Below are 18,465 nucleotides of genomic sequence, written 5' to 3' on the forward strand. Positions count from 1 at the left end.
GGTCGCGATCAGAACATGTGCTCGGTTTCTGCTGTTGGCGTAATGCTGAGCAGCATTTTTGTTAAATCCAACAGAATAATCAAGATGTTGTTATGGTAGCAAACGCCTTGGACAAAACGGCGCGTTGACTCATCTCCGCTAAGGTTGGGTGCTCGATCAACACGATTGGCTGGCAGGTTAATCACCTCGTCAACGCTGTCGACCACTAACCCAATCACTTCTTTGTCATTGAGCTCAACAATAATGATGCGCGTGTTATCGTCCAGAGTGGAGTCGGGGAGATTAAACAAGCGACGTGTGTCAATAACGGTTACAACGTTGCCTCGTACGTTAATAATACCAAGCACAGAGTAGTCGGCACCGGGTACAGGGGTGATATTGACAAAACGTAACACCTCTTTCACTTGCATAACATCAATGCCGAAGAGTTCCTTATTCACCCGAAACGTAGCCCATTGATGATAAACGACATCGTCTTCATTCGCGCGACGCGCCGCTTCTTCTTGCTTTTTTTGATGCGTATTGTTGTTTTGGAGCATTCTTAGTTGCTCCGCAGCAGCTTCTAGACTCATGTTGTTATTCCTGTCAGTGGCCCACATGTAAGTGGAAAACCTGGTGAACCTGAGGTCATTACAGTATAGATGCAGTATCCCACAGCTGTCATCTACTTGAAAAGCCTATAGATGATTAAAGACAATTATCCGGCTTTGGGAGCCCAGCCAAACAAGCCGCCACTTTGGCCGGACTGCCTGGAAAAAGTTTAAGCAGGTGTAGGCTTTTGCCTTTTTCGGCTCCTAAATCCAATGCAACGGCTTTGCACAAAGGCCTCATAGCCGGTGAATGTTCATAGTTTTGGTAAAATCGACGCAAGAGGTAAATAATTTCCCAATGTTCGGGTGTTAATTGAATGTGTTTCTCCTGTGCAAGGTGTTCCGCAATATCTTCCGACCAGTCGGATAGGTTGCGTAAGTAGCCTTCGTCGTCCAGTAATTCTGATATAGAGGAAGTCATCTTCAAAACCAGCTCACAATTTTGTCATGCGTCACACTTAAGTGTACGAACTCATCCATTTCAATTAAATCCACTTCAGCCACTAGCGGCAGTAGGCCTCGGGCTTGAGCATCAAGGCGCAGTGCCTTGATGTTTAGGGCTATGGGGAATTTAGCTCTGTGTGTATCGAGTAACCAGTAGACGCCATCCTCGATTAGCAGCAGGGTATCATCAGGCTGAAGGCTGCTCAGGCAGCTCTGCATAAGGCTGGCATTTGAAGGTGCTTGATTAAGTGTATGTAGCGAGGTCATAAATAGAGCGTCCAACTTAATTCAAACGGTTAATACAACGTCACTATTCGCTATCAGTTGAGAAATCTCGACTTTATTAAGCAATGTGACGGGAAGGTGCAGTTCAGAATGGCGGATGCCATGATGTGCTAACGCATCGGCATCTACATAGATCTGCTCGATATCGTATAAAGAAAGCGAGGACTGCAGGCTGTTTAGGTTTTTCTGCTGTATCACCTGCGGGTCTTGGTTTGTTAAAAGCTGCAGAACGCCGTCGTCTAGCAGCAATAGTGCAACCGACTGTTCAAATACGGAGCAGGTGAGCGCGATGTCTAAAAGATCGCGGGCTGCGGAGGAGCCATAGGGCGCGCGTCGGCTCATTAATAGAATATTCTTGGGTGCGTTCATCCTTGTCCTCCAAACGTAATCACACGATCCGACAGGATGCAGGCTTCAACCAATTGACCGAGTCCCGATAGGTTAAATTTTTCGGCTAAATTTGTTTGATTCTGTTCGTAACGCTTGGCTTCTGTGCTGTCCAAAACTCCACGACGAATAGCCGCGGCAATGCAAATAACCAAGTCAATAGAGTGTTCTTCGGCGAGAGCTTGCCACGCACGCATCGTGTTGAGCTCATCTGGAGGTGAGCTAATCAGTTGATTGCCATTAAAGACACCGTCTCGATAAAAGAAGACCCGGTGTAGCGTGTGGCCAGCGCTTAATAAGGCTTTGCAGAATCGGAGGGCGCTTTCCGGAGCTGCATTTTGGCAAGGCGATGCATGCACGACGACAGTAAAGATCACGTTGATTACTCTGATTCATTAAATTCAACAAAAAAGCCCCGTTATCAGTTTAGGATAACGGGGCTTTGATGACACGGATATTAGTCGTTGCTAAGTACGCCTACGAGGTGCAATAAGTGCACGAATAGGTTGTAAATGCTTAGGTACAGACTGACCGTTGCCATAATGTAGTTTTGATAGTGTCCGTTGATGATATTGCTGGTGTCATACAGAATAAAACCAGCCATCAGCAACACGACCAAGGCAGAAAACGCCAAGTGCAAGGCAGGCATGTGAATGCCAAATAATGGCAGAACAAGCAACGCAACCATTGCGATCAGCATAACGATAGCACCCGTGGCTAAAAAGCCACCCATGAAGCTAAAGTCGCGCTTGCTGGTCATAACGTAAGCGGATAAACCGACGAATGTCAGACCGGTCATGCCCAATGCTGTTACGACGATTTGTCCGCCGCCTTGCATTGCTAAATAGTGATTGAGCAGAGGCCCTAAGCCAAACCCTAAAAGTCCTGTAAATGCAAATACCAAAGGCAGAGCTGCAGCAGAGTTTTGCTTACGATTCAGAACAAAGAGTAGGCCAAAGCTTACCAATACACTGCCGATGTAGAATAAGAAAGGTGGATTGATAATGGTTGATATTAGCGCCGTCACAGCACTGAAAACCATGGTCATGGCCAACAGCATGTATGTCTGGCGTATCACTTTATTGGTGCGTAGAACCGACTCTTCCGAGCGGTAACCTACATTTTGTACTTTATCCATAGTGGTCCTCATTTTTGTTCAAGTCTGTCCAACGTTGAATAATCAGGGTATCTTCCCGTAAGTTCAAGTCTTTGACCGACTATAATGCAATAAATTCACAAATTCTTCTGTCGGGAGTCGTTTTTTTTCATGCTAACATCCACCTATACGCTTGATCTGCTCTATGAAGATCAATGGATCACTCTTGTCAATAAACCCTCAGGTTTGCTCGTGCATCCGAGTTGGATTTCACACCCTGATGAGCCTACCTTGGTCGGGCTTTTGAAAGAGAGATACCCTGATCAAGTCGTGCATACGGTGCATCGTTTAGATCGAGCCACCTCAGGTGTGATCCTGTTTGCGCGTGATAAAGACGCCGTTAAATCGCTAAATGCGCAGTTTGCTGAAGGGTCTGTCAAAAAAACCTATCTGTGTGTTGTGCGAGGTTGGACCGACGATGAAGGAACAATCGACTACGCACTTAAGCCAATATATGACAAGTTTGCGGATCCACTCGCCGATCCAGATAAAGCCCCTAAACCAGCCATCACTCATTACAAGACGCTTGCTCGGGTTGAGTTGCCTATTCCTGTAGGGCGTTATCCGGTCGCGCGTTACTCTTTAGTCAGGGTTCAGCCGGAAACGGGCCGTAAACATCAAATTCGTCGCCACATGAAGCATATCTTGCATCCATTGGTTGGTGATACGAACCACGGAGAAGGGCGTCATAATCGTTTATTTCGAGAGCATTTTGACTGCCATCGCTTATTGTTAATGGCAACAGAGTTGCATTGCCAGCATCCGGTCACTCAGGCACCTCTTCACTTTAAAGCGCCTCTGGATGCCCAAACGCTCTCTGTATTTGACAGGTTAGGCTGGGAAAACATTCAGTTGTTCGAAGTTTAAGGGTTTTTTTGCGATCCAGAGCGTTATTGATTGCGAATTTTGTCCCTCATGGTAGCATTATCAACACTTCTAATTAATTTAAAATAACGTTTACATGACCAATCAGCCGACCGATTTTAGCCCTCTATTACAGCGATTTTCAAATAACGCCCCCTTGCGTATTGCATTGATTGGTGCCATGGATCAGGAGATCGAACTTCTGAAAAACACCCTAGCAGACTGTCAGTCTTTTTCAGTTGCTGGGTATGAGTTTCATCAAGGTCACATGCACGGCGTAGATGTGATTCTTCTTAAGTCCGGTATTGGCAAAGTGAATGCCGCCATAGGTACAGCTGTCCTTTTGCATGACTTCAAGCCGGATTGTGTGATCAATACGGGGTCTGCAGGCGGCTTTGATCCCTCATTAAAGGTGGGTGATCTTGTTATCTCGAAAGAAGTCTTGCATCACGATGCTGATCTAACCATCTTTGGCTATCGCCCTGGGCAACTGCCGGGCATGCCACCTGCATTTATACCGGATCCTTTATTGTCTGATATTGCTGAATTCTGTATTAATCAGATAGAAGGTGTTGCAACTGTTCATGGTTTGATTGCGACAGGCGACAGCTTTATGAATCAACCAGAAAAAGTGGAAGCAACGCGGACCCTATTTCCAGACATTAAAGCCGTAGAGATGGAAGCCGCCGCAATTGCGCAAACGTGCCATCGTTTTGATGTCCCCTTTATTGTTATTCGCGCGCTATCGGATATTGCCGGAAAAGAGTCAAATGTCTCCTTTAAAGAGTTTTTAGAAACAGCAGCCACGCATTCGGCAAAAATGGTGGATGCCATTGTCGCTGAGGTCGTGGCGCGTCATCACCAACAAACAAACCCTATCGATCAGTAAGCGAAGGGTTTTTCGTTTAGAATAAGGAACGAATGGGCTCATAAACGTCAGGTTGATCCCATTCCTTCTCTCCCACGACCCGCTCAATTAGATTCCCATCCTTGTCAAATAGAAGCGTCGTTGGTAAGCCGCGCAAGCCAAACTCCCCAAATCCTTTCCATTCTGGGTCCAGCCAAACCGGGAAAATGAGTTCTGTCTCAAATGCCTCTAAAAAATCCACAACCGTTTCTTGAGCTTCACCGGCATTAATCGCAATAATTTGAAAGGGTTCGTCTGCAAACGTCTGTTGAAGTCGGTTAAACGCAGGCATTTCGTGGATACAAGGGGGGCACCAGGTTGCCCAAAAATTGACAAGCAGCACCTTGCCTTTGTAATCATCTAAAGCGGCCGAGCTGCCTTCTACTTGAGTAAAGCGATGCGTCATTCCATCTGCCGAGAGGGTGGTGGAAAAACCGCTGATGAAGATGATAAGCGCTAGGATTAAGGGTAAAGAAAAAACAGATGATTTCAACACGAGAGCCTCTTGTGAGTTTGGATTCATATCTTAATTCTTGTATTGTAGTTTGCCAAAGAGAGATTGGATCTTTCGTACGACAAAAATGAGAGAGTAGCATGGCAAAAGTAGCATTTATCGGACTCGGTACAATGGGGTATCCTATGGCGGGTCATCTGGCTAAGGCTGGACATGACGTTTGTGTGTATAACCGTACAGAGTCTAAGGCTCAGGCTTGGGCGAGTGAATACTCGGGGAGATATGCCACCACTCCAGCGCTGGCCGCCGAAGGCGCTGATGTTGTGATGACCTGTGTCGGTAATGACGACGATTTGCGTGCCGTTACCTTGGGTGAACAGGGCGTAATGTCGACCATGCGTGCGGGTGCAATTCTGGTTGACCACACGACGGCGTCTGCAGAGGTGGCCAAAGAGTTGTACGCCGTTGCAAAAAGCAAATTCTTGGGGTGTCTAGATGCGCCAGTATCTGGAGGTCAAGCAGGGGCGGAGCAGGGCGTCCTCAGTATTATGGTGGGCGGAGACTCGCATGATTACGACCAGGTTTCAGGCGTACTGGATGCTTATGCTCGCTCTCAGAAATTAATGGGAGAGGCGGGTGCAGGTCAGCTTGCGAAAATGGTCAACCAAATTTGCATTGCGGGCTTAGTGCAAGGGCTTGCAGAGGCTGTTCATTTTGCCAAGCAATCAGGTCTAGACGCTGAGAAAGTATTTGAGGTTATACAGCACGGTGCAGCCGGTTCGTGGCAAATGGTAAACCGCCACAAAACCATGTTAAACAACGAGTTTAATTTTGGTTTTGCCGTGGATTGGATGCGTAAAGACTTGGATATAACCTTAACTGAAGCGCGTCGCAATGGTGCTCAATTGCCCGTTACCGCCTTAGTTGATCAGTTTTACGCGGATGTACAGAACATGGGAGGAGGTCGATGGGATACCTCGAGCCTGCTAAAAAGGCTTGAGCGTTCGTCGTAATTCTCTATAATTCCGTTCGAAAGGGCGCTAGACCCTAAACGATTCCAATGGGCGGTATCCGCCGTCCATGCATTTATAATTAAGAGAGAGTTCTATGACGTTTATTGATAAGTACAGTTTGATTTCCCTAGCGCCAAGCGTTGCGGTCATTGCGGGTGTGATTGTGATTACGTTTTTTGGGGTTCGTTTCCTGAAAAAAGAAATGGCAAAAGATGCAGAGGCTGCTGCGCGCAAGGGTTAAAACCTACTGCTTTTTGACTACATAAAGCTGCCTCGGCAGCTTTTATTGTTTTTGAGCTAGGCTTTCACTTTGGATTAAAAGTATCTAAAGTAAGGGCTTACCATTGATAGAGGTTTGAAAATGCCAACACGAGGAAGTCTTCAGCAGCGTGAACGCTTAGCCGCCGAGCAAGCAAATCTAAAACATGCCCACCGCCACCCCCTGTTGTCGGACAGCGATATTAATAATATTTTGGTCAATGGTGCGCAAATCTCCTTGAGCAAATTAAAGCGAGCGCGGTCGTTTAACGCGAGAATTTATTATTATGCGGAAATCGGCGTGTATCTGGAGGTCTCTCTATCAAGAGGAGCGGGTATTTCAGATGCGGCGCGTGAGCAGCTGCAAGCCATACATAAAGAAGCAACCCATATTCATATGAATGCAAATAAGCGATTAGCGCTGCGAAAGGCTGTTGCATAAAGCATGACTTCTGAGCAGCCCTTTGATAGTAAAGCCTTCTTGAGCACGATCAGTACTCGGCCTGGTGTTTACCAGATGTACGATGCTCAAGGTGCAATTTTATATGTAGGTAAAGCACGCAATTTAAAGAACCGACTTTCGAGCTATTTTCGAAGCCAGGGCCTGGGTGGGAAAACGCTTGCACTGGTGTCGCGTATTCAGCATATTGAAGTGACGGTAACCCACAGTGAAACCGAGGCTTTGTTGCTTGAACAAAATCTCATTAAGTCGCAAAAGCCACCTTACAATATCCTGCTTAGAGACGATAAGTCTTATCCATATATTTTTATATCCGATGTTGATGCTTTTCCAGCTGTGCGTTTTCATCGAGGCGCAAAGCGTGCAAAGGGGCGTTACTTTGGCCCCTTCCCAAGTGGCGGTGCGGTGCGCGAGAGTCTGAATTTACTGCAAAAGTTATTTAAAATTCGTCAGTGTGAAGATAGTTTTTATAAAAACCGTTCACGCCCCTGTCTTCAATATCAAATCAAGCGGTGTACGGCACCCTGCGTCAACCTGATTGATGAAGCGTCTTATCAGCGCGATATTCGTCATGCTCGTATGTTCTTAGAGGGAAAGAATAATTCAGTCATTGATGAGGTGGCCAGCCAAATGGAGGAGGCCGCTCAACGCCTGGATTTTGAACGTGCAGCTGAATTAAGGGATCAGGTGTCTGCTTTGCGACAGGTTCAAGAGCAGCAGTTCGTGTCGGCTGAGGGTGATGGAGAGGCCGATGTGTTTGGCTTTGCAACGGGCAAAGGTATCGTGTCTTTACATGCCTTGTATGTTCGGGGTGGACGAATTATTGGCAGTAAGGTTTATCATCCCAAAATCAGCCTAGAGTCGACCGACTCGGAAATACTCTCCTCATTTATCGCGCAATACTATTTGTCTTCCGTTCGCGATATTCCAAGCGCGATTATCTTGCCGTTTGCGCTAGATGACGCTGACTGTATTGAGCAGGCGTTAACCGAAAAGTCCGGACGCAAAGTTGCACTTTTACATAAGGTGCGCAGTGATCGAGCTGGCTGGCAGCGATTGGCGCAAACCAATGCGTTACAGCAGCTCACCAGTCACCTCACCAGCAAAGAGAATATTTACCAGCGCTATCTCGGCCTACAAGAGTTGTTGGATCTGGATATGCCCATCACGCGCATGGAGTGTTTTGATATCAGTCACAGTTCTGGAGAAGCGACCGTTGCCTCCTGTGTCGTTTTTGATGAGAACGGCCCACTTAAATCCGATTACCGGACGTTTAATATTGAGGATATCACCGGGGGAGACGACTACGCAGCCATGCAACAGGCGCTGGAGCGCCGTTACACCCGGCTGAAAAAAGGTGAGGGAAAGTTACCTGATGTTTTAATTATTGATGGTGGTAAGGGGCAGGTTTCTCAAGCGATGCAGGTATTGGAGATGCTGCAAATTAGCGAAGTGATTGTTGTGGGCGTGGCAAAAGGACCGACGCGTAAAGCGGGGTTTGAAGTGTTGGTTCATGGTCAAACGGGTGAAGAAAAGGTCTTAAAAGCAGACTCGCCGGCTTTGCATTTATTGCAGCATATTCGTGATGAAGCACATCGCTTTGCGATTACAGGTCACCGAGCGAGACGAGCAAAAGCGCGGAAGCGTTCATTATTGGAAGATATTCCAGGTGTTGGCGCTAAGCGACGCCGTGAATTATTGAAATATTTTGGCAGTATCAAGGAGATAGAGAACGCAAGTGTTGAAGAAATTGCAAAAGTCTCTACCATAAGTCGTAACCTTGCGCAGGAAATCTACGCAACCTTACACCCAGACAGCCAATAGGATTGATATATGCTGTTTTCAATGAAGTTACCCAATTTACTGACGGTGTTGCGGATACTGCTAATTCCAGTCTTTGTTGTTATTTTTTATGCGCCTTCTCAAAGCGCCTCTTGGGTGGCGGCGGCTGTCTTTGGTTTGGCGGCCTTAACCGATTGGCTGGATGGATATCTTGCGCGGCGCTTGAATCAGAACTCACATTTTGGAGCCTTTTTGGATCCCGTTGCTGATAAGCTAATGGTGGCCGTCGCATTGATCCTCTTGGTTGAGGCCTATGCCTCGCCGTTGCTGACCGTTCCAGCGGCTATCATCATTGGACGTGAGATCGTGATATCGGCACTGCGTGAATGGATGGCTGAAATTGGTGAGCGGGCAAAAGTAGCGGTCTCGATGTTAGGAAAAATTAAAACCACTTTGCAAATGATCGCCATTTTGGTGCTAATTGCCTTGCCGGTCTATAGCCCATTGGCTTGGGTGGGTATCGTCACGCTGTATGGGGCGGCACTTCTGACACTCTGGTCTATGTTTGTGTATTTAAAGGCGGCTTGGCCTCTGATGCGAGATGATATCTAGTTTAAGCTCCGTAGATCTTCTGGTATTACGATCTTTCGGCATATCGCGGATAAGCTATAACTGAAAAGACATCGGCTGTATTCGAGAGAATGAGTGGTTGTTGGTGAGTTGGCTTGGCTAAAAATTAGCCAAAAGATCAAAAAAAACAAAAACTTGAAAAAAAGTGTTGACGTGGTCTTAGGATTCGGTAGAATACGCACCCATTGAAGGCAAGCACTTCAACAGCAAAGCGGGAATAGCTCAGTTGGTAGAGCACGACCTTGCCAAGGTCGGGGTCGCGAGTTCGAGTCTCGTTTCCCGCTCCAAAGTTTTGAATGCTTGATTTTGATATTTCAGGTCAATGACTTGGTCGTTTATTAAAGCGTAGGGCTGGATGGCAGAGTGGTCATGCAGCGGACTGCAACTCCGTGTACGCCGGTTCGATTCCGACTCCAGCCTCCACACTTTAGTAAGCAGACATCAAACACCGCCCGAGTGGTGAAATAGGTAGACACAAGGGACTTAAAATCCCTCGCTGGAAACAGTGTACCGGTTCGAGTCCGGTCTCGGGCACCATATCTTTTAGTTATAAATCAAAAAGATATGGTGCGTTCAAAAAATAATCTCGTAAAACCTCCTTGAATTCCTCTTGTTACTATCTATAAAGTGTCGATAAATTTTAATCCCCTGCATTTTTATAGTATTTTCTAGCTGCTCTTGTGCTAAATCCGCGTATCTCAACGTGTTCAATCTACTATTCGAGAGCGCCAAAAACGGTACACTCTGATTCCAGAGTTGCAGGTGTAAATAAAAGTTCTGAGTCAGGATGTTTGTAGACAGACCATGCTAAACCCTAAATCTCCGCCTAACAGCGACAAAATCTAACGCATCCATCTCGTATACTCCCACTTATCCAATTGAAGTGGGAGTAAGCGATGCATCCGATGTTACATGCCTCCAAAAGCCAAACAGTGTTAATCGGTGAGCAGAACGAAGAGCTGGTTCGTCAGTGGGCTTTACGTTTGCTGATCGATGCGCAGGGTTATCGTTTAATGTTCAATAATCGCAACTATTTTGATGATGATCTATTGGTTGGCTTAGGAATCGAAGTCGACGACACCGCCGATATGACCCCCCGACGTCTATTGCGAATTTTACGATCAGAGGCAAAGAAACAGTCACCAGTACCGAATCTTCCAACCGCATTTTTAGGCAGTAACCTTAAGCTCCTGGGTGACTCCTTGTCTATGTCCACGCTTGAGCAAGAGATTCTAGGATTCTTGGTCATTAAAGAGCAAGACTCCCATCTAGCCAATGTTGTTGAACTCTTCCATCAAGGACGTTGGGCAGGTGTTCAACGATTGGTCACAATGCTCTCGATAGCCTTGAGGTACCCACGTACCTTGATTAGCCAAGCGCTCAATGCCAGCACACCCTTGCGTCAATGTGGGTTGGTTTCACCTGAAGGTCTCCATAACGGTATTGAATTGCTCGATGGTCTCGATGATCTTTTGTACTTCGAAGAAAATGGACCCGAAGCGCTCTTTCGACAAAACACCCTGAAGTTGGAGCCTTCGGAGCTGGTGCCGTCTGATTTTGAGCATATCCAACCGATGTATGATCGTATCTATAACTATGTGCGTCGAGCTGCGGCTAAGGGGCTTACAGGGGTCAATATTCTGATTTACGGCGAACCCGGGACAGGGAAAACCGAATGGGTTCGGGTGTTATCCGAAGCCATGGGGTTATCGCTCTATGAAGTTAAGTCCTCTGGGCCTGATGGTCGCCCTTTACCTGGCGATCGGCGTTTGGCTGCCTTTAGAATGGCGCAGCATATGTTGGCCTCAGACAAGAAAAGTGTGATGTTGTTTGATGAAGTTGAGGATGTTTTTAATGATCGAATCAGCAGTCAGTATAAAGCCTGTGTGAATCGTGTATTGGAGTCCAACCAACGGCCTAGCTTCTGGCTAACCAACAGCCATCACACCATGGACCCTGCCTACATACGTCGCTTTGATTTAGTTTTTGAGATGCCGGAGCTGTGTGAGAAGGCAAGATTAAAAATTGCAAAAAGGATTCTCAAGGGTATTCAGGTTAGAGAGGAATGGCTGGTGTCATTGTCTAAACAAAAAGGTGTTCATGCTGCACACTTATCACAAGCTGCCCGTGTGGTACAGAACTCTGGCTATCGTAAGCCCGAGCGCATTGAGCACGAGATAGATGCCATTCTTGCCTCGCTCTATCAAGCCTTAGGTTATCGTGAACACAATAAGCTTGAAAACGTGAGAACTCCTTATTATAACCCCGTGTTTTCAAACACTGACTTCTCATTGGATCGGCTCACTCATGGACTCAAACGCAGCCGGTTGGGGCGCATCTGCCTGTTTGGCCCACCCGGAACCGGCAAGTCGGGTTATGCAACCTATCTTGCGCAAGAGTTAGACATGCTGCTGATTACCAGAAAAGCCTCAGATTTGCTCGATAAGTATCTAGGTGGTACCGAAAAAGCCTTAGCTCAAGCCTTTCAAGACGCTCAGCAGCACTCAGGTATCCTATTGATAGATGAAGCCGATAGTTTTCTGACCCCAAGAACACAAGCCAAGCATAGCTGGGAAGTGTCTCAGGTGAATGAGTTGCTTGTGCAGATGGAGCAATACGAAGGGATTTTACTGATGTCCACCAACTACATGGAGCATCTGGATTCAGCGGCACTTCGTCGGTTTGATTTCAAAGTTCGTTTCAATTATCTAACCTCTGAGCAAGTCTGGATGATCTTTAATAATCATCTCGGTCGTTCCAAGCAGCATCATTTTAGCCTTGCTGATGTAAATCAGTGCAAGCCTCAATTGGATAAGCTCCAACAGTTGACGCCGGGTGATTTTGCCACAGTTGAGCGCCATCACCGTGTAATGGGCGAAACGCTCACACCCGCATCGCTCTTGGCAGGTTTGCAAAGAGAGCATGATATTAAAACATCTGGCCAAAACCGAACGATTGGGTTTGTGTAGGTGAGTGTATGAAATCTCTATTCAGCGTTTAAATTTAGCAGCCAAAAAGTGATGTGTAAGAAGCAATTAAGTTAGTTTCTTTGACTTAAGTCTGTTTTAATCTTAACTTCCATTGGCTATGATGAGTGTAAAGGAAACAAGGACCTGTATCAGGATGAGTAGTCAGCACAACACATTATTTAGGTACTTAACCTTACTGCAACTGATCCCTCGACAGCCCGGATACAGGGCGACAACCACACTGCAAGCGCTGCTAGAAGAGCGAGGGTTTCAGGTGGATTTGCGAAGTGTTCAGCGCGACCTCGAAAAAATGTCGAGCAACTTTCCGTTGCTCTGCGATAAAACTCAAAAACCCTATCGTTGGTCATTTGATGCCGCTTTTAAAAGCAACTTGCCTGCGTTGGATACGCCTACGGCCCTCACGCTTGTGCTTGCTGAAGAGTATTTAAAAGGGTTGTTACCGCAAGCGGCCATCGTGCAGCTGAATAACCAGTTTACCGCCGCTCGAAAATACCTAGAACAACTGAAAGAGAGTGGTTTTAGTGATTGGACCCAACATGTTAAAGCGATCCCTAACGGCAAAGCGTTAATACCGGCCCCTATTGATTCCATTATCTGGGCAGAGGTAACCGATGCCTTGCTTAAAGGCACTGCATTAGACGTGACCTATTTGAGTAGAACCAAAGCAGAAGAAAAGCAATTTACCCTGCACCCACTTGGCCTCGTGGCAAGGCACAGTGTGACTTACCTGCTGGCAACCGTTGGAGACTACGAGGATATTCGGCATTTTGCACTGCATCGAATTAAAAAGTGCAAACACAGTCATGCTGTTTACAGAGAAAGACGAGACTTTACGATTGATGAATACTTAAAGCAGGGCGCGTTTGGCTATCCAATAGGAGAAGGCGATATTGAACTGGTGGCAAAGATTCGACCCAAGATTGCCTGGTTATTGTCAGAAACCCCCATTAGCGAGCATCAATCTTTGTCTGAACCCGACGAAGATGGGTGGGTAACGCTGACGGCAATTGTGCCGGATGATTTACAGACTCAGTGGTGGGTGATGGGGTATGGTGGAGAAATTCATGTTCTGGAACCAGAACATTTCAGAAGTCGACTGGTCAGTGTGATCAACAATATGCAAAACCTTTATAGCAAAGTAATCTAAGAGAGCTTCTAAATGGAAAATATGACTAAAGAGTTGGAAATAAAGAGTCGTACTATGAAAGTTTTTCATTGTAAGTTTTGTTTTTAAGTGGAATATTTTGAAAAGTGTGTGATGTTCTTTTTAATAAAGTTCTAATGTAAGATGGTAAATCCCTATGAAACATATATTCATTATGTGGTTAATTAACTCTTATGCGAAATTTTAGAGAGTTCAATTGGCACCCAGTTTATCGAGCTGGGAATCAAAGTCTTTTTATGGAGTTTTATCAACCAGCACTTAAAATATCGTTATCGTATGATAGAGCGGTAGGTTTTTTTAGCTCGCAGAGTTTAGTATCGAATCTTCAGGGGATCATAGGATTAGTTCGTAATGACGGAAAAATGAGACTTGTCATAGGACATCCATTAGAAGATCAAGAGTTTGCTGCGGTAAAGCATGGGTATCGTCTAAACGAGCTTCTTGATGACTTAGATCAGAAGTTGAATGATATGCTAGACTCCGCTTCAGAGTCAGTTCAGTTGAACCTTTCGATATTAAGTTTACTAATCGCAGCTAACCGACTTGAAATAAAATTTGCTTTTAGAAAAAGAGGGATGTACCACGAGAAGATCGGGGTGATGACCGATTGCGATGGGAATAAGTTGGTTTTTCAAGGCTCAGCAAATGAGACAGTGTTTGCATTAGGAGAGGGGTATAATGCTGAATCTATAATGGTCTTTAAGAGCTGGCAAGAGGAGGTTTTTGCAGCTTACGGTGCTCCCTGCGTAGAAGGGTTTGAACGTCTTTGGAGTGGTGACCAACCAAATACCGTTACCGTTAATGTTCCGTCTCGGTTTTATGAAACTATTTCAGAAAAGGCTAAAACTAAGATTAGTGTCAATGAACTTGAACCTTTTGAACAGCAACTAATTGAAAAAGAGTTAAGTGATTTTTTTGGAAACAAAATTTCCTACAACATACCTGCCGTTCCAGAAACAATTAATGGTACTAGTTTCACGATCAGAGAACACCAAAAGAGAGCTATCCAATCATGGATTCGCAATAGCTACAAAGGAATCTTAAAGCTTTCTACCGGATCAGGAAAAACAATCACTTCAATATACGCTGCGACGAAAGTATATGAGGCTAGAGCAGCAAAAAAAGTGCCGACTGTTCTTATAGTTTCTGTGCCATATCAGGAGTTAGCTAAACAGTGGGTTGAGAATCTGGGTCATTTTAATATACATCCTTTAAAGTGTTGGATGTCCCGTTCAAAGTGGGAGTCTGATCTTAAGAAAGAGCTTTTAGATCTAAAGATGAAAGCCATTGATTTTGTATCTATTGTTGTTGTAAACCGTACTCTGGAGAGTACACATTTTCAGGAGAAAATCTCTGAAATTCCTGATGGTTGCATTATGTTTATTGGAGATGAATGTCACAATCATGGTGCAAAAAAGACAAGAGAGTCCTTGCCTAGTGCCTTTTATCGTATGGGATTATCAGCAACACCTTACCGATCTGACGAAGATGAAATCGATAATCCTTTCCCAAATGATGCAAAGGAAAGAATTAATTCTTACTATCTAGATATTGTTGCAGAATATTCACTAGGTGATGCAATTCATGACGGTGTTCTTTGTGAATATAACTATCATATTGTTCCCGTATTCCTTACAGCCGAGGAAGAAGATGAGTACGAAACATTAAGTGCTGAAATTGGAAAAATCATTGCTAGCGGTAACAATGGATTGTCTCTTACTCAAAGAAATCAACTGACTATGCTTTGTGGAAGACGGAGTCGTCTGCTTGGAGCCGCATCAAACAAATTACAATCTCTCAAAGCTCTTGTTAGTCAAATACCATCTAATGAACGAACTCATAGTCTTTTCTATTGTGGCGAAGGTAAGGTCCTAGATATTGAAGAGTCTAATGATAGTGATTTACGTGTTATAGATACAGTTTCACGAGTATTGTCAGATTGTGGCTGGAAAACGACAAGATTTACGAGTCAGGAGAGCTCTTCAGAGCGCGAGAGGATAATGTCAAATTTTGTAGAAGGTCATATTGATGGGTTAGTTTCTATGAAGGTATTAGATGAGGGAGTTGATGTGCCTGTTTGCAATAAGGCATTCATTCTAGCAAGTACACGAAATCCTCGCCAGTACGTCCAACGACGAGGACGAGTACTACGTAAAGCAGAAGGAAAATCTACAGCAGATATTTATGATTTCGTAATTCTACCTACTGGCACTAGTCGGTCATTGGATGCATTAAGAAAGGCTGAGCTTGAAAGAATAGATGATTTCGTTTTGATAGCTAATAATAGGTATCAAGTTGAGGCCGAAGTCAAAAGATTAGCTTTAAGAGGTAAATGAAATTATGCATGAACAACGAGATGAAAATGGCCTAATTAGTAAACTCGCTCGTGATTTGGTCTTGATTGAAAGGAAGAGTTTCTATGGCTCTGAGCCAGAGAGAGATCGTTTAAAAAAGATGAGAGAACTAATCGACGAGATCAGTCAGGAGATTCAGAATGATTCTTAATTCGGTTACTGTCGAAAATTTTAGGTCATTTTATGGTGAACAAACTATTAATTTTTCCACCGATAAAAAAGCAAACACAACAATTATTTACGCGTTGAATGGTGTAGGCAAGACTAACCTACTCAATGCAATACTATGGTGCTTGCATGGTGAGTTTTCGAGTGGTTTCAAGAATCCTAAAGATGTGCTGAATTGGGAAGCAAAAAGAAGGGGGCGTAAAAGTTATCATGTCACACTTAATTTTGAAGATAATGGGGCGCAATACATTATCAGAAGGACTGGTGGAGAAATTGATAATTTCAAAGTTTTCCAAGTAATGTGGGATGGTAATACTGTTGAATTGACCTCAGCTCCATCGCTTTTTGTAAACAGCATCATTCCAAAAGATATGGCAGGGTACTTCATTAGTGATGGTGAAGGTAGTGACCTCGTAGTTGAGAGAGATGGGTATATATCTGTAAAACGATCGATTCGTGACATATTAGGGTTTAATGTTGCTGAAAAAACACTTGATGATCTAAATAAGATTAAAAGCGAGGTTAGACAGGAATTAAAAAAATTTGATAAGGATAGTGAGTTATCAACGCTTGAAGACCGAATTCAGGTCTTTGATGAGAGCCTCGTAAAGACAAGAGTAAGTCTTACTGAAAACAAGTCACTACTAGAAACATACGAGGACCAGCTTGCATCGGTAGAGCGACAAATCGGGTCATCAAGCTCTGCAGTGGTAGATCAGTTGATTTCTCAACGTGAAAAGGCTAGCAAAACCCTTAAGGCTGCAGAAACTAAGTTAGCGACTTTAGAGACAAAAAAAGTAGGTTTAATAAGGGAATATTCGTGGGTTGCATTTGCATATAACCTTTCAAATGAAGCTTTAGATTTTATAGATGAATCTGAGCTAAAAGGAAAAATACCCGCTCCATTTAATTTACAGCTAGTGAAAGATATTCTTGAACGTGAAGAGTGTATTTGTGGTTCATGTATTCAGCCAGGCACTGAGGCATTTGATAAAATTCAAAGTCTCATTGGAAAAGCTGCGGACCCGGAACTTCTCAACCGACTCCAAAAGGCAAGGAGTCGTTTGACTGCAGTTAAGACTCTAGCGCCACAAGCTAAAGAACGAATTGAAGAAAACTTTAAAGAGGTGCGTGAGGCTAGAAAGTTAATTCATTCAACGCAACAAGAACTAGAGGATGTCTCAAGCCGCATCTTAGAGCTTGATGATGAAAAAATTCGTTCATTAGAAAAACAACGAATTGCCTTAAAAAACAAGATTCGAGAGACAGATAGAAGTATTACCCGCCTAACGGATAAAATTGATGAGCTTATTAAAAGCAAGCATCAACTTGAAGATCAAGCTAAAAAGATAAAAGGATTAAGCCCCAGAGCAAAAGTTCTAAAGGCTAAGATCGATTTGATTGAGCAGGTTGAAGAAAAAATTTCAGCAGAGCTTATTCAGTCCGAGAAAGATATACATAAGATACTTGCAAAAAAAATAGATTCCTTTTTAGAGAAGTATCTTCGTCAAGACTATCGAGTATCAATTACTAGCGACCTAAAGATATGTTTACAAGATCGAAATGGTAAACCAGTTCCGCCAAGCGGTGGTCAAGCAGCAATACTTAGTTTTATATATATTTCATCTTTGATAGCTATTGCGAGGGAGAGAAGAGATCTTGAAAGCACTATCTTGACACCAGGTGCGATTGCTCCTTTAGTGTTTGATGCTCCTTTCTCAAAGCTTGATCCAAAATATGCCCCAAATGTGGCAAGAGAATTACCTAAACTCGTCGATCAGCTAATTGTTCTGATGTATCAGGACGATGGGAAAGATGTTAGTCAAACACTGCGATCAGAGGGGAAACTAGGAAAAGAATATTATTTCTGCGAGGAAATAGCCGGTGAACAAGGTAATGTTGAAATACACACACTAACCTTTAATGGAAAGGAGGTGCCTGTAACCAAATATAATTGCCCAATCGATCGTGTGGTTGTGATGGAGGTTGAATGAAATGCCCGAAATAAATATTGACGAAAATATTTTGAATTGGCGGACTGTAGGTGTTAAGAGGGAGCGTCATCATGAGGCATTAATCCAACGACTAACCCTAGATAATAAATCCATCTTTACCTACTTGAAAGATCTAATGGTGTTTGCAGCTATGGTTGGTCACTCTTTAGGAAGGAGAACTCCTTTAAAAGGTGAAACGATTGATATTATATTGGACACTTACGCAAGCGATCAAAAAGACGGATTTATCTATCTTCTGGCCCTAATAGAAAAGAGAGATGGATCTGTTCTTAAAGATGAACGACTTCGTGAGACGGTATCTGTATTTGAAGAATACTGTAACACAGGGTTGTATGAAATTACGAATTGGCTAGATCAAAACCCCGGTGACCCAACGGGAATAGATACTTTGTTGTTTAAAATTTTACATCAGCTAGCTGAAAATGATAATTGTATAGATATCAGTAGTGATCCGGGTGATATTGAGGTGGTTTTGTAATTCAATAACAGTTTTATATAGCTCTTGTCTTCCAGGTGAAAGAAAAGACAGTATTAGAAATTTAT

The 18,465-nt window shown here is 44.1% G+C and carries 19 protein-coding genes and 3 tRNA genes; 15 read left to right on the forward strand and 7 right to left on the reverse strand.

Features of this window, described 5'->3' with window-relative positions; translation table 11 throughout:
- Positions 1-8: 8 nt before the first annotated feature.
- From D791_RS08425 to D791_RS08450, 6 genes are all read right to left on the reverse strand, one after another.
- Complete coding sequence (locus D791_RS08425) at positions 9-572, reverse strand: chemotaxis protein CheW (protein WP_036510197.1); 564 nt, start codon at positions 570-572, stop codon at positions 9-11.
- A gap of 115 nt (positions 573-687) precedes the next feature.
- On the reverse strand, positions 688-1,011 hold the full coding sequence (locus tag D791_RS08430) for a TusE/DsrC/DsvC family sulfur relay protein (protein WP_036510200.1): 324 nt from the start codon (positions 1,009-1,011) through the stop codon (positions 688-690).
- Between the two features lie 2 nt (positions 1,012-1,013).
- A complete protein-coding gene (gene tusB, locus D791_RS08435; RefSeq protein WP_036510203.1) occupies positions 1,014-1,301 on the reverse strand; it encodes a sulfurtransferase complex subunit TusB in 288 nt (95 codons plus the stop codon).
- A gap of 21 nt (positions 1,302-1,322) precedes the next feature.
- Positions 1,323-1,688, reverse strand: coding sequence for a sulfurtransferase complex subunit TusC (tusC, locus tag D791_RS08440; protein ID WP_036510206.1), 366 nt, complete (start codon positions 1,686-1,688; stop codon positions 1,323-1,325).
- A complete protein-coding gene (tusD, locus tag D791_RS08445) occupies positions 1,685-2,083 on the reverse strand; it encodes a sulfurtransferase complex subunit TusD (RefSeq protein ID WP_036510207.1) in 399 nt (132 codons plus the stop codon). The genes tusC and tusD overlap by 4 nt, the downstream gene beginning before the upstream one ends.
- An 80-nt stretch (positions 2,084-2,163) precedes the next feature.
- The gene (locus tag D791_RS08450) at positions 2,164-2,844 is read right to left on the reverse strand and encodes a Bax inhibitor-1/YccA family protein (RefSeq protein WP_036510210.1); all 681 of its coding nucleotides are present in this window, start codon (positions 2,842-2,844) and stop codon (positions 2,164-2,166) included.
- Positions 2,845-2,973: 129 nt separating this feature from the next.
- Here D791_RS08450 and D791_RS08455 point away from each other — a divergent pair, with 129 nt between their 5' ends.
- Complete coding sequence (locus tag D791_RS08455; protein ID WP_036510213.1) at positions 2,974-3,729, forward strand: pseudouridine synthase; 756 nt, start codon at positions 2,974-2,976, stop codon at positions 3,727-3,729.
- 94 nt (positions 3,730-3,823) lie between these two features.
- The gene (gene mtnN, locus D791_RS08460; RefSeq protein ID WP_193364996.1) at positions 3,824-4,615 is read left to right on the forward strand and encodes a 5'-methylthioadenosine/S-adenosylhomocysteine nucleosidase; all 792 of its coding nucleotides are present in this window, start codon (positions 3,824-3,826) and stop codon (positions 4,613-4,615) included.
- A gap of 16 nt (positions 4,616-4,631) precedes the next feature.
- Here the strand turns inward: mtnN and D791_RS08465 are convergent, their stop codons facing one another.
- Positions 4,632-5,156, reverse strand: coding sequence for a TlpA family protein disulfide reductase (locus D791_RS08465; RefSeq protein WP_051514353.1), 525 nt, complete (start codon positions 5,154-5,156; stop codon positions 4,632-4,634).
- Positions 5,157-5,227: 71 nt separating this feature from the next.
- Here D791_RS08465 and D791_RS08470 point away from each other — a divergent pair, with 71 nt between their 5' ends.
- The 13 genes from D791_RS08470 (at position 5,228) to D791_RS08525 (ending at position 18,400) form a co-directional block, all read left to right on the forward strand.
- On the forward strand, positions 5,228-6,100 hold the full coding sequence (locus D791_RS08470; RefSeq protein WP_036510216.1) for an NAD(P)-dependent oxidoreductase: 873 nt from the start codon (positions 5,228-5,230) through the stop codon (positions 6,098-6,100).
- A gap of 94 nt (positions 6,101-6,194) precedes the next feature.
- Entirely contained in the window at positions 6,195-6,341 is a 147-nt protein-coding gene (locus D791_RS20190) for a hypothetical protein (RefSeq protein ID WP_164481314.1), read from the forward strand.
- A 120-nt stretch (positions 6,342-6,461) separates the two neighbouring features.
- Positions 6,462-6,800 carry a hypothetical protein gene (locus tag D791_RS08475; RefSeq protein ID WP_051514354.1) on the forward strand — a complete coding sequence of 113 codons (339 nt, stop codon included), beginning with the start codon at positions 6,462-6,464 and terminating at the stop codon, positions 6,798-6,800.
- 3 nt (positions 6,801-6,803) lie between these two features.
- Positions 6,804-8,642 (forward strand): excinuclease ABC subunit UvrC, encoded by a 1,839-nt coding sequence (gene uvrC, locus D791_RS08480; RefSeq protein ID WP_036510220.1) that lies wholly within the window; start codon positions 6,804-6,806, stop codon positions 8,640-8,642.
- 21 nt (positions 8,643-8,663) lie between these two features.
- Positions 8,664-9,212 (forward strand): CDP-diacylglycerol--glycerol-3-phosphate 3-phosphatidyltransferase, encoded by a 549-nt coding sequence (pgsA, locus tag D791_RS08485; protein WP_036510322.1) that lies wholly within the window; start codon positions 8,664-8,666, stop codon positions 9,210-9,212.
- A gap of 229 nt (positions 9,213-9,441) precedes the next feature.
- Positions 9,442-9,517, forward strand: a tRNA-Gly gene (locus D791_RS08490).
- A 62-nt stretch (positions 9,518-9,579) separates the two neighbouring features.
- Positions 9,580-9,653 (forward strand) — tRNA-Cys (locus tag D791_RS08495).
- A gap of 27 nt (positions 9,654-9,680) precedes the next feature.
- Positions 9,681-9,767, forward strand: a tRNA-Leu gene (locus D791_RS08500).
- 359 nt (positions 9,768-10,126) lie between these two features.
- Positions 10,127-12,199 (forward strand): AAA family ATPase, encoded by a 2,073-nt coding sequence (locus tag D791_RS08505; protein ID WP_036510223.1) that lies wholly within the window; start codon positions 10,127-10,129, stop codon positions 12,197-12,199.
- Positions 12,200-12,353: 154 nt separating this feature from the next.
- Positions 12,354-13,367, forward strand: coding sequence for a helix-turn-helix transcriptional regulator (locus D791_RS08510; protein WP_036510225.1), 1,014 nt, complete (start codon positions 12,354-12,356; stop codon positions 13,365-13,367).
- Between the two features lie 254 nt (positions 13,368-13,621).
- Entirely contained in the window at positions 13,622-15,721 is a 2,100-nt protein-coding gene (locus tag D791_RS08515; RefSeq protein WP_162149939.1) for a DEAD/DEAH box helicase family protein, read from the forward strand.
- 158 nt (positions 15,722-15,879) lie between these two features.
- A complete protein-coding gene (locus D791_RS08520) occupies positions 15,880-17,901 on the forward strand; it encodes an AAA family ATPase (RefSeq protein WP_036510229.1) in 2,022 nt (673 codons plus the stop codon).
- Between the two features lies 1 nt (position 17,902).
- Positions 17,903-18,400 (forward strand): DNA phosphorothioation-associated protein 4, encoded by a 498-nt coding sequence (locus D791_RS08525; protein WP_051514355.1) that lies wholly within the window; start codon positions 17,903-17,905, stop codon positions 18,398-18,400.
- The last annotated feature ends 65 nt before the right edge of the window (positions 18,401-18,465 follow it).

The organism is Nitrincola nitratireducens, from assembly GCF_000585235.1.
In the GTDB taxonomy this organism is placed as follows: Bacteria; Pseudomonadota; Gammaproteobacteria; order Pseudomonadales; family Balneatricaceae; genus Nitrincola; species Nitrincola alkalisediminis.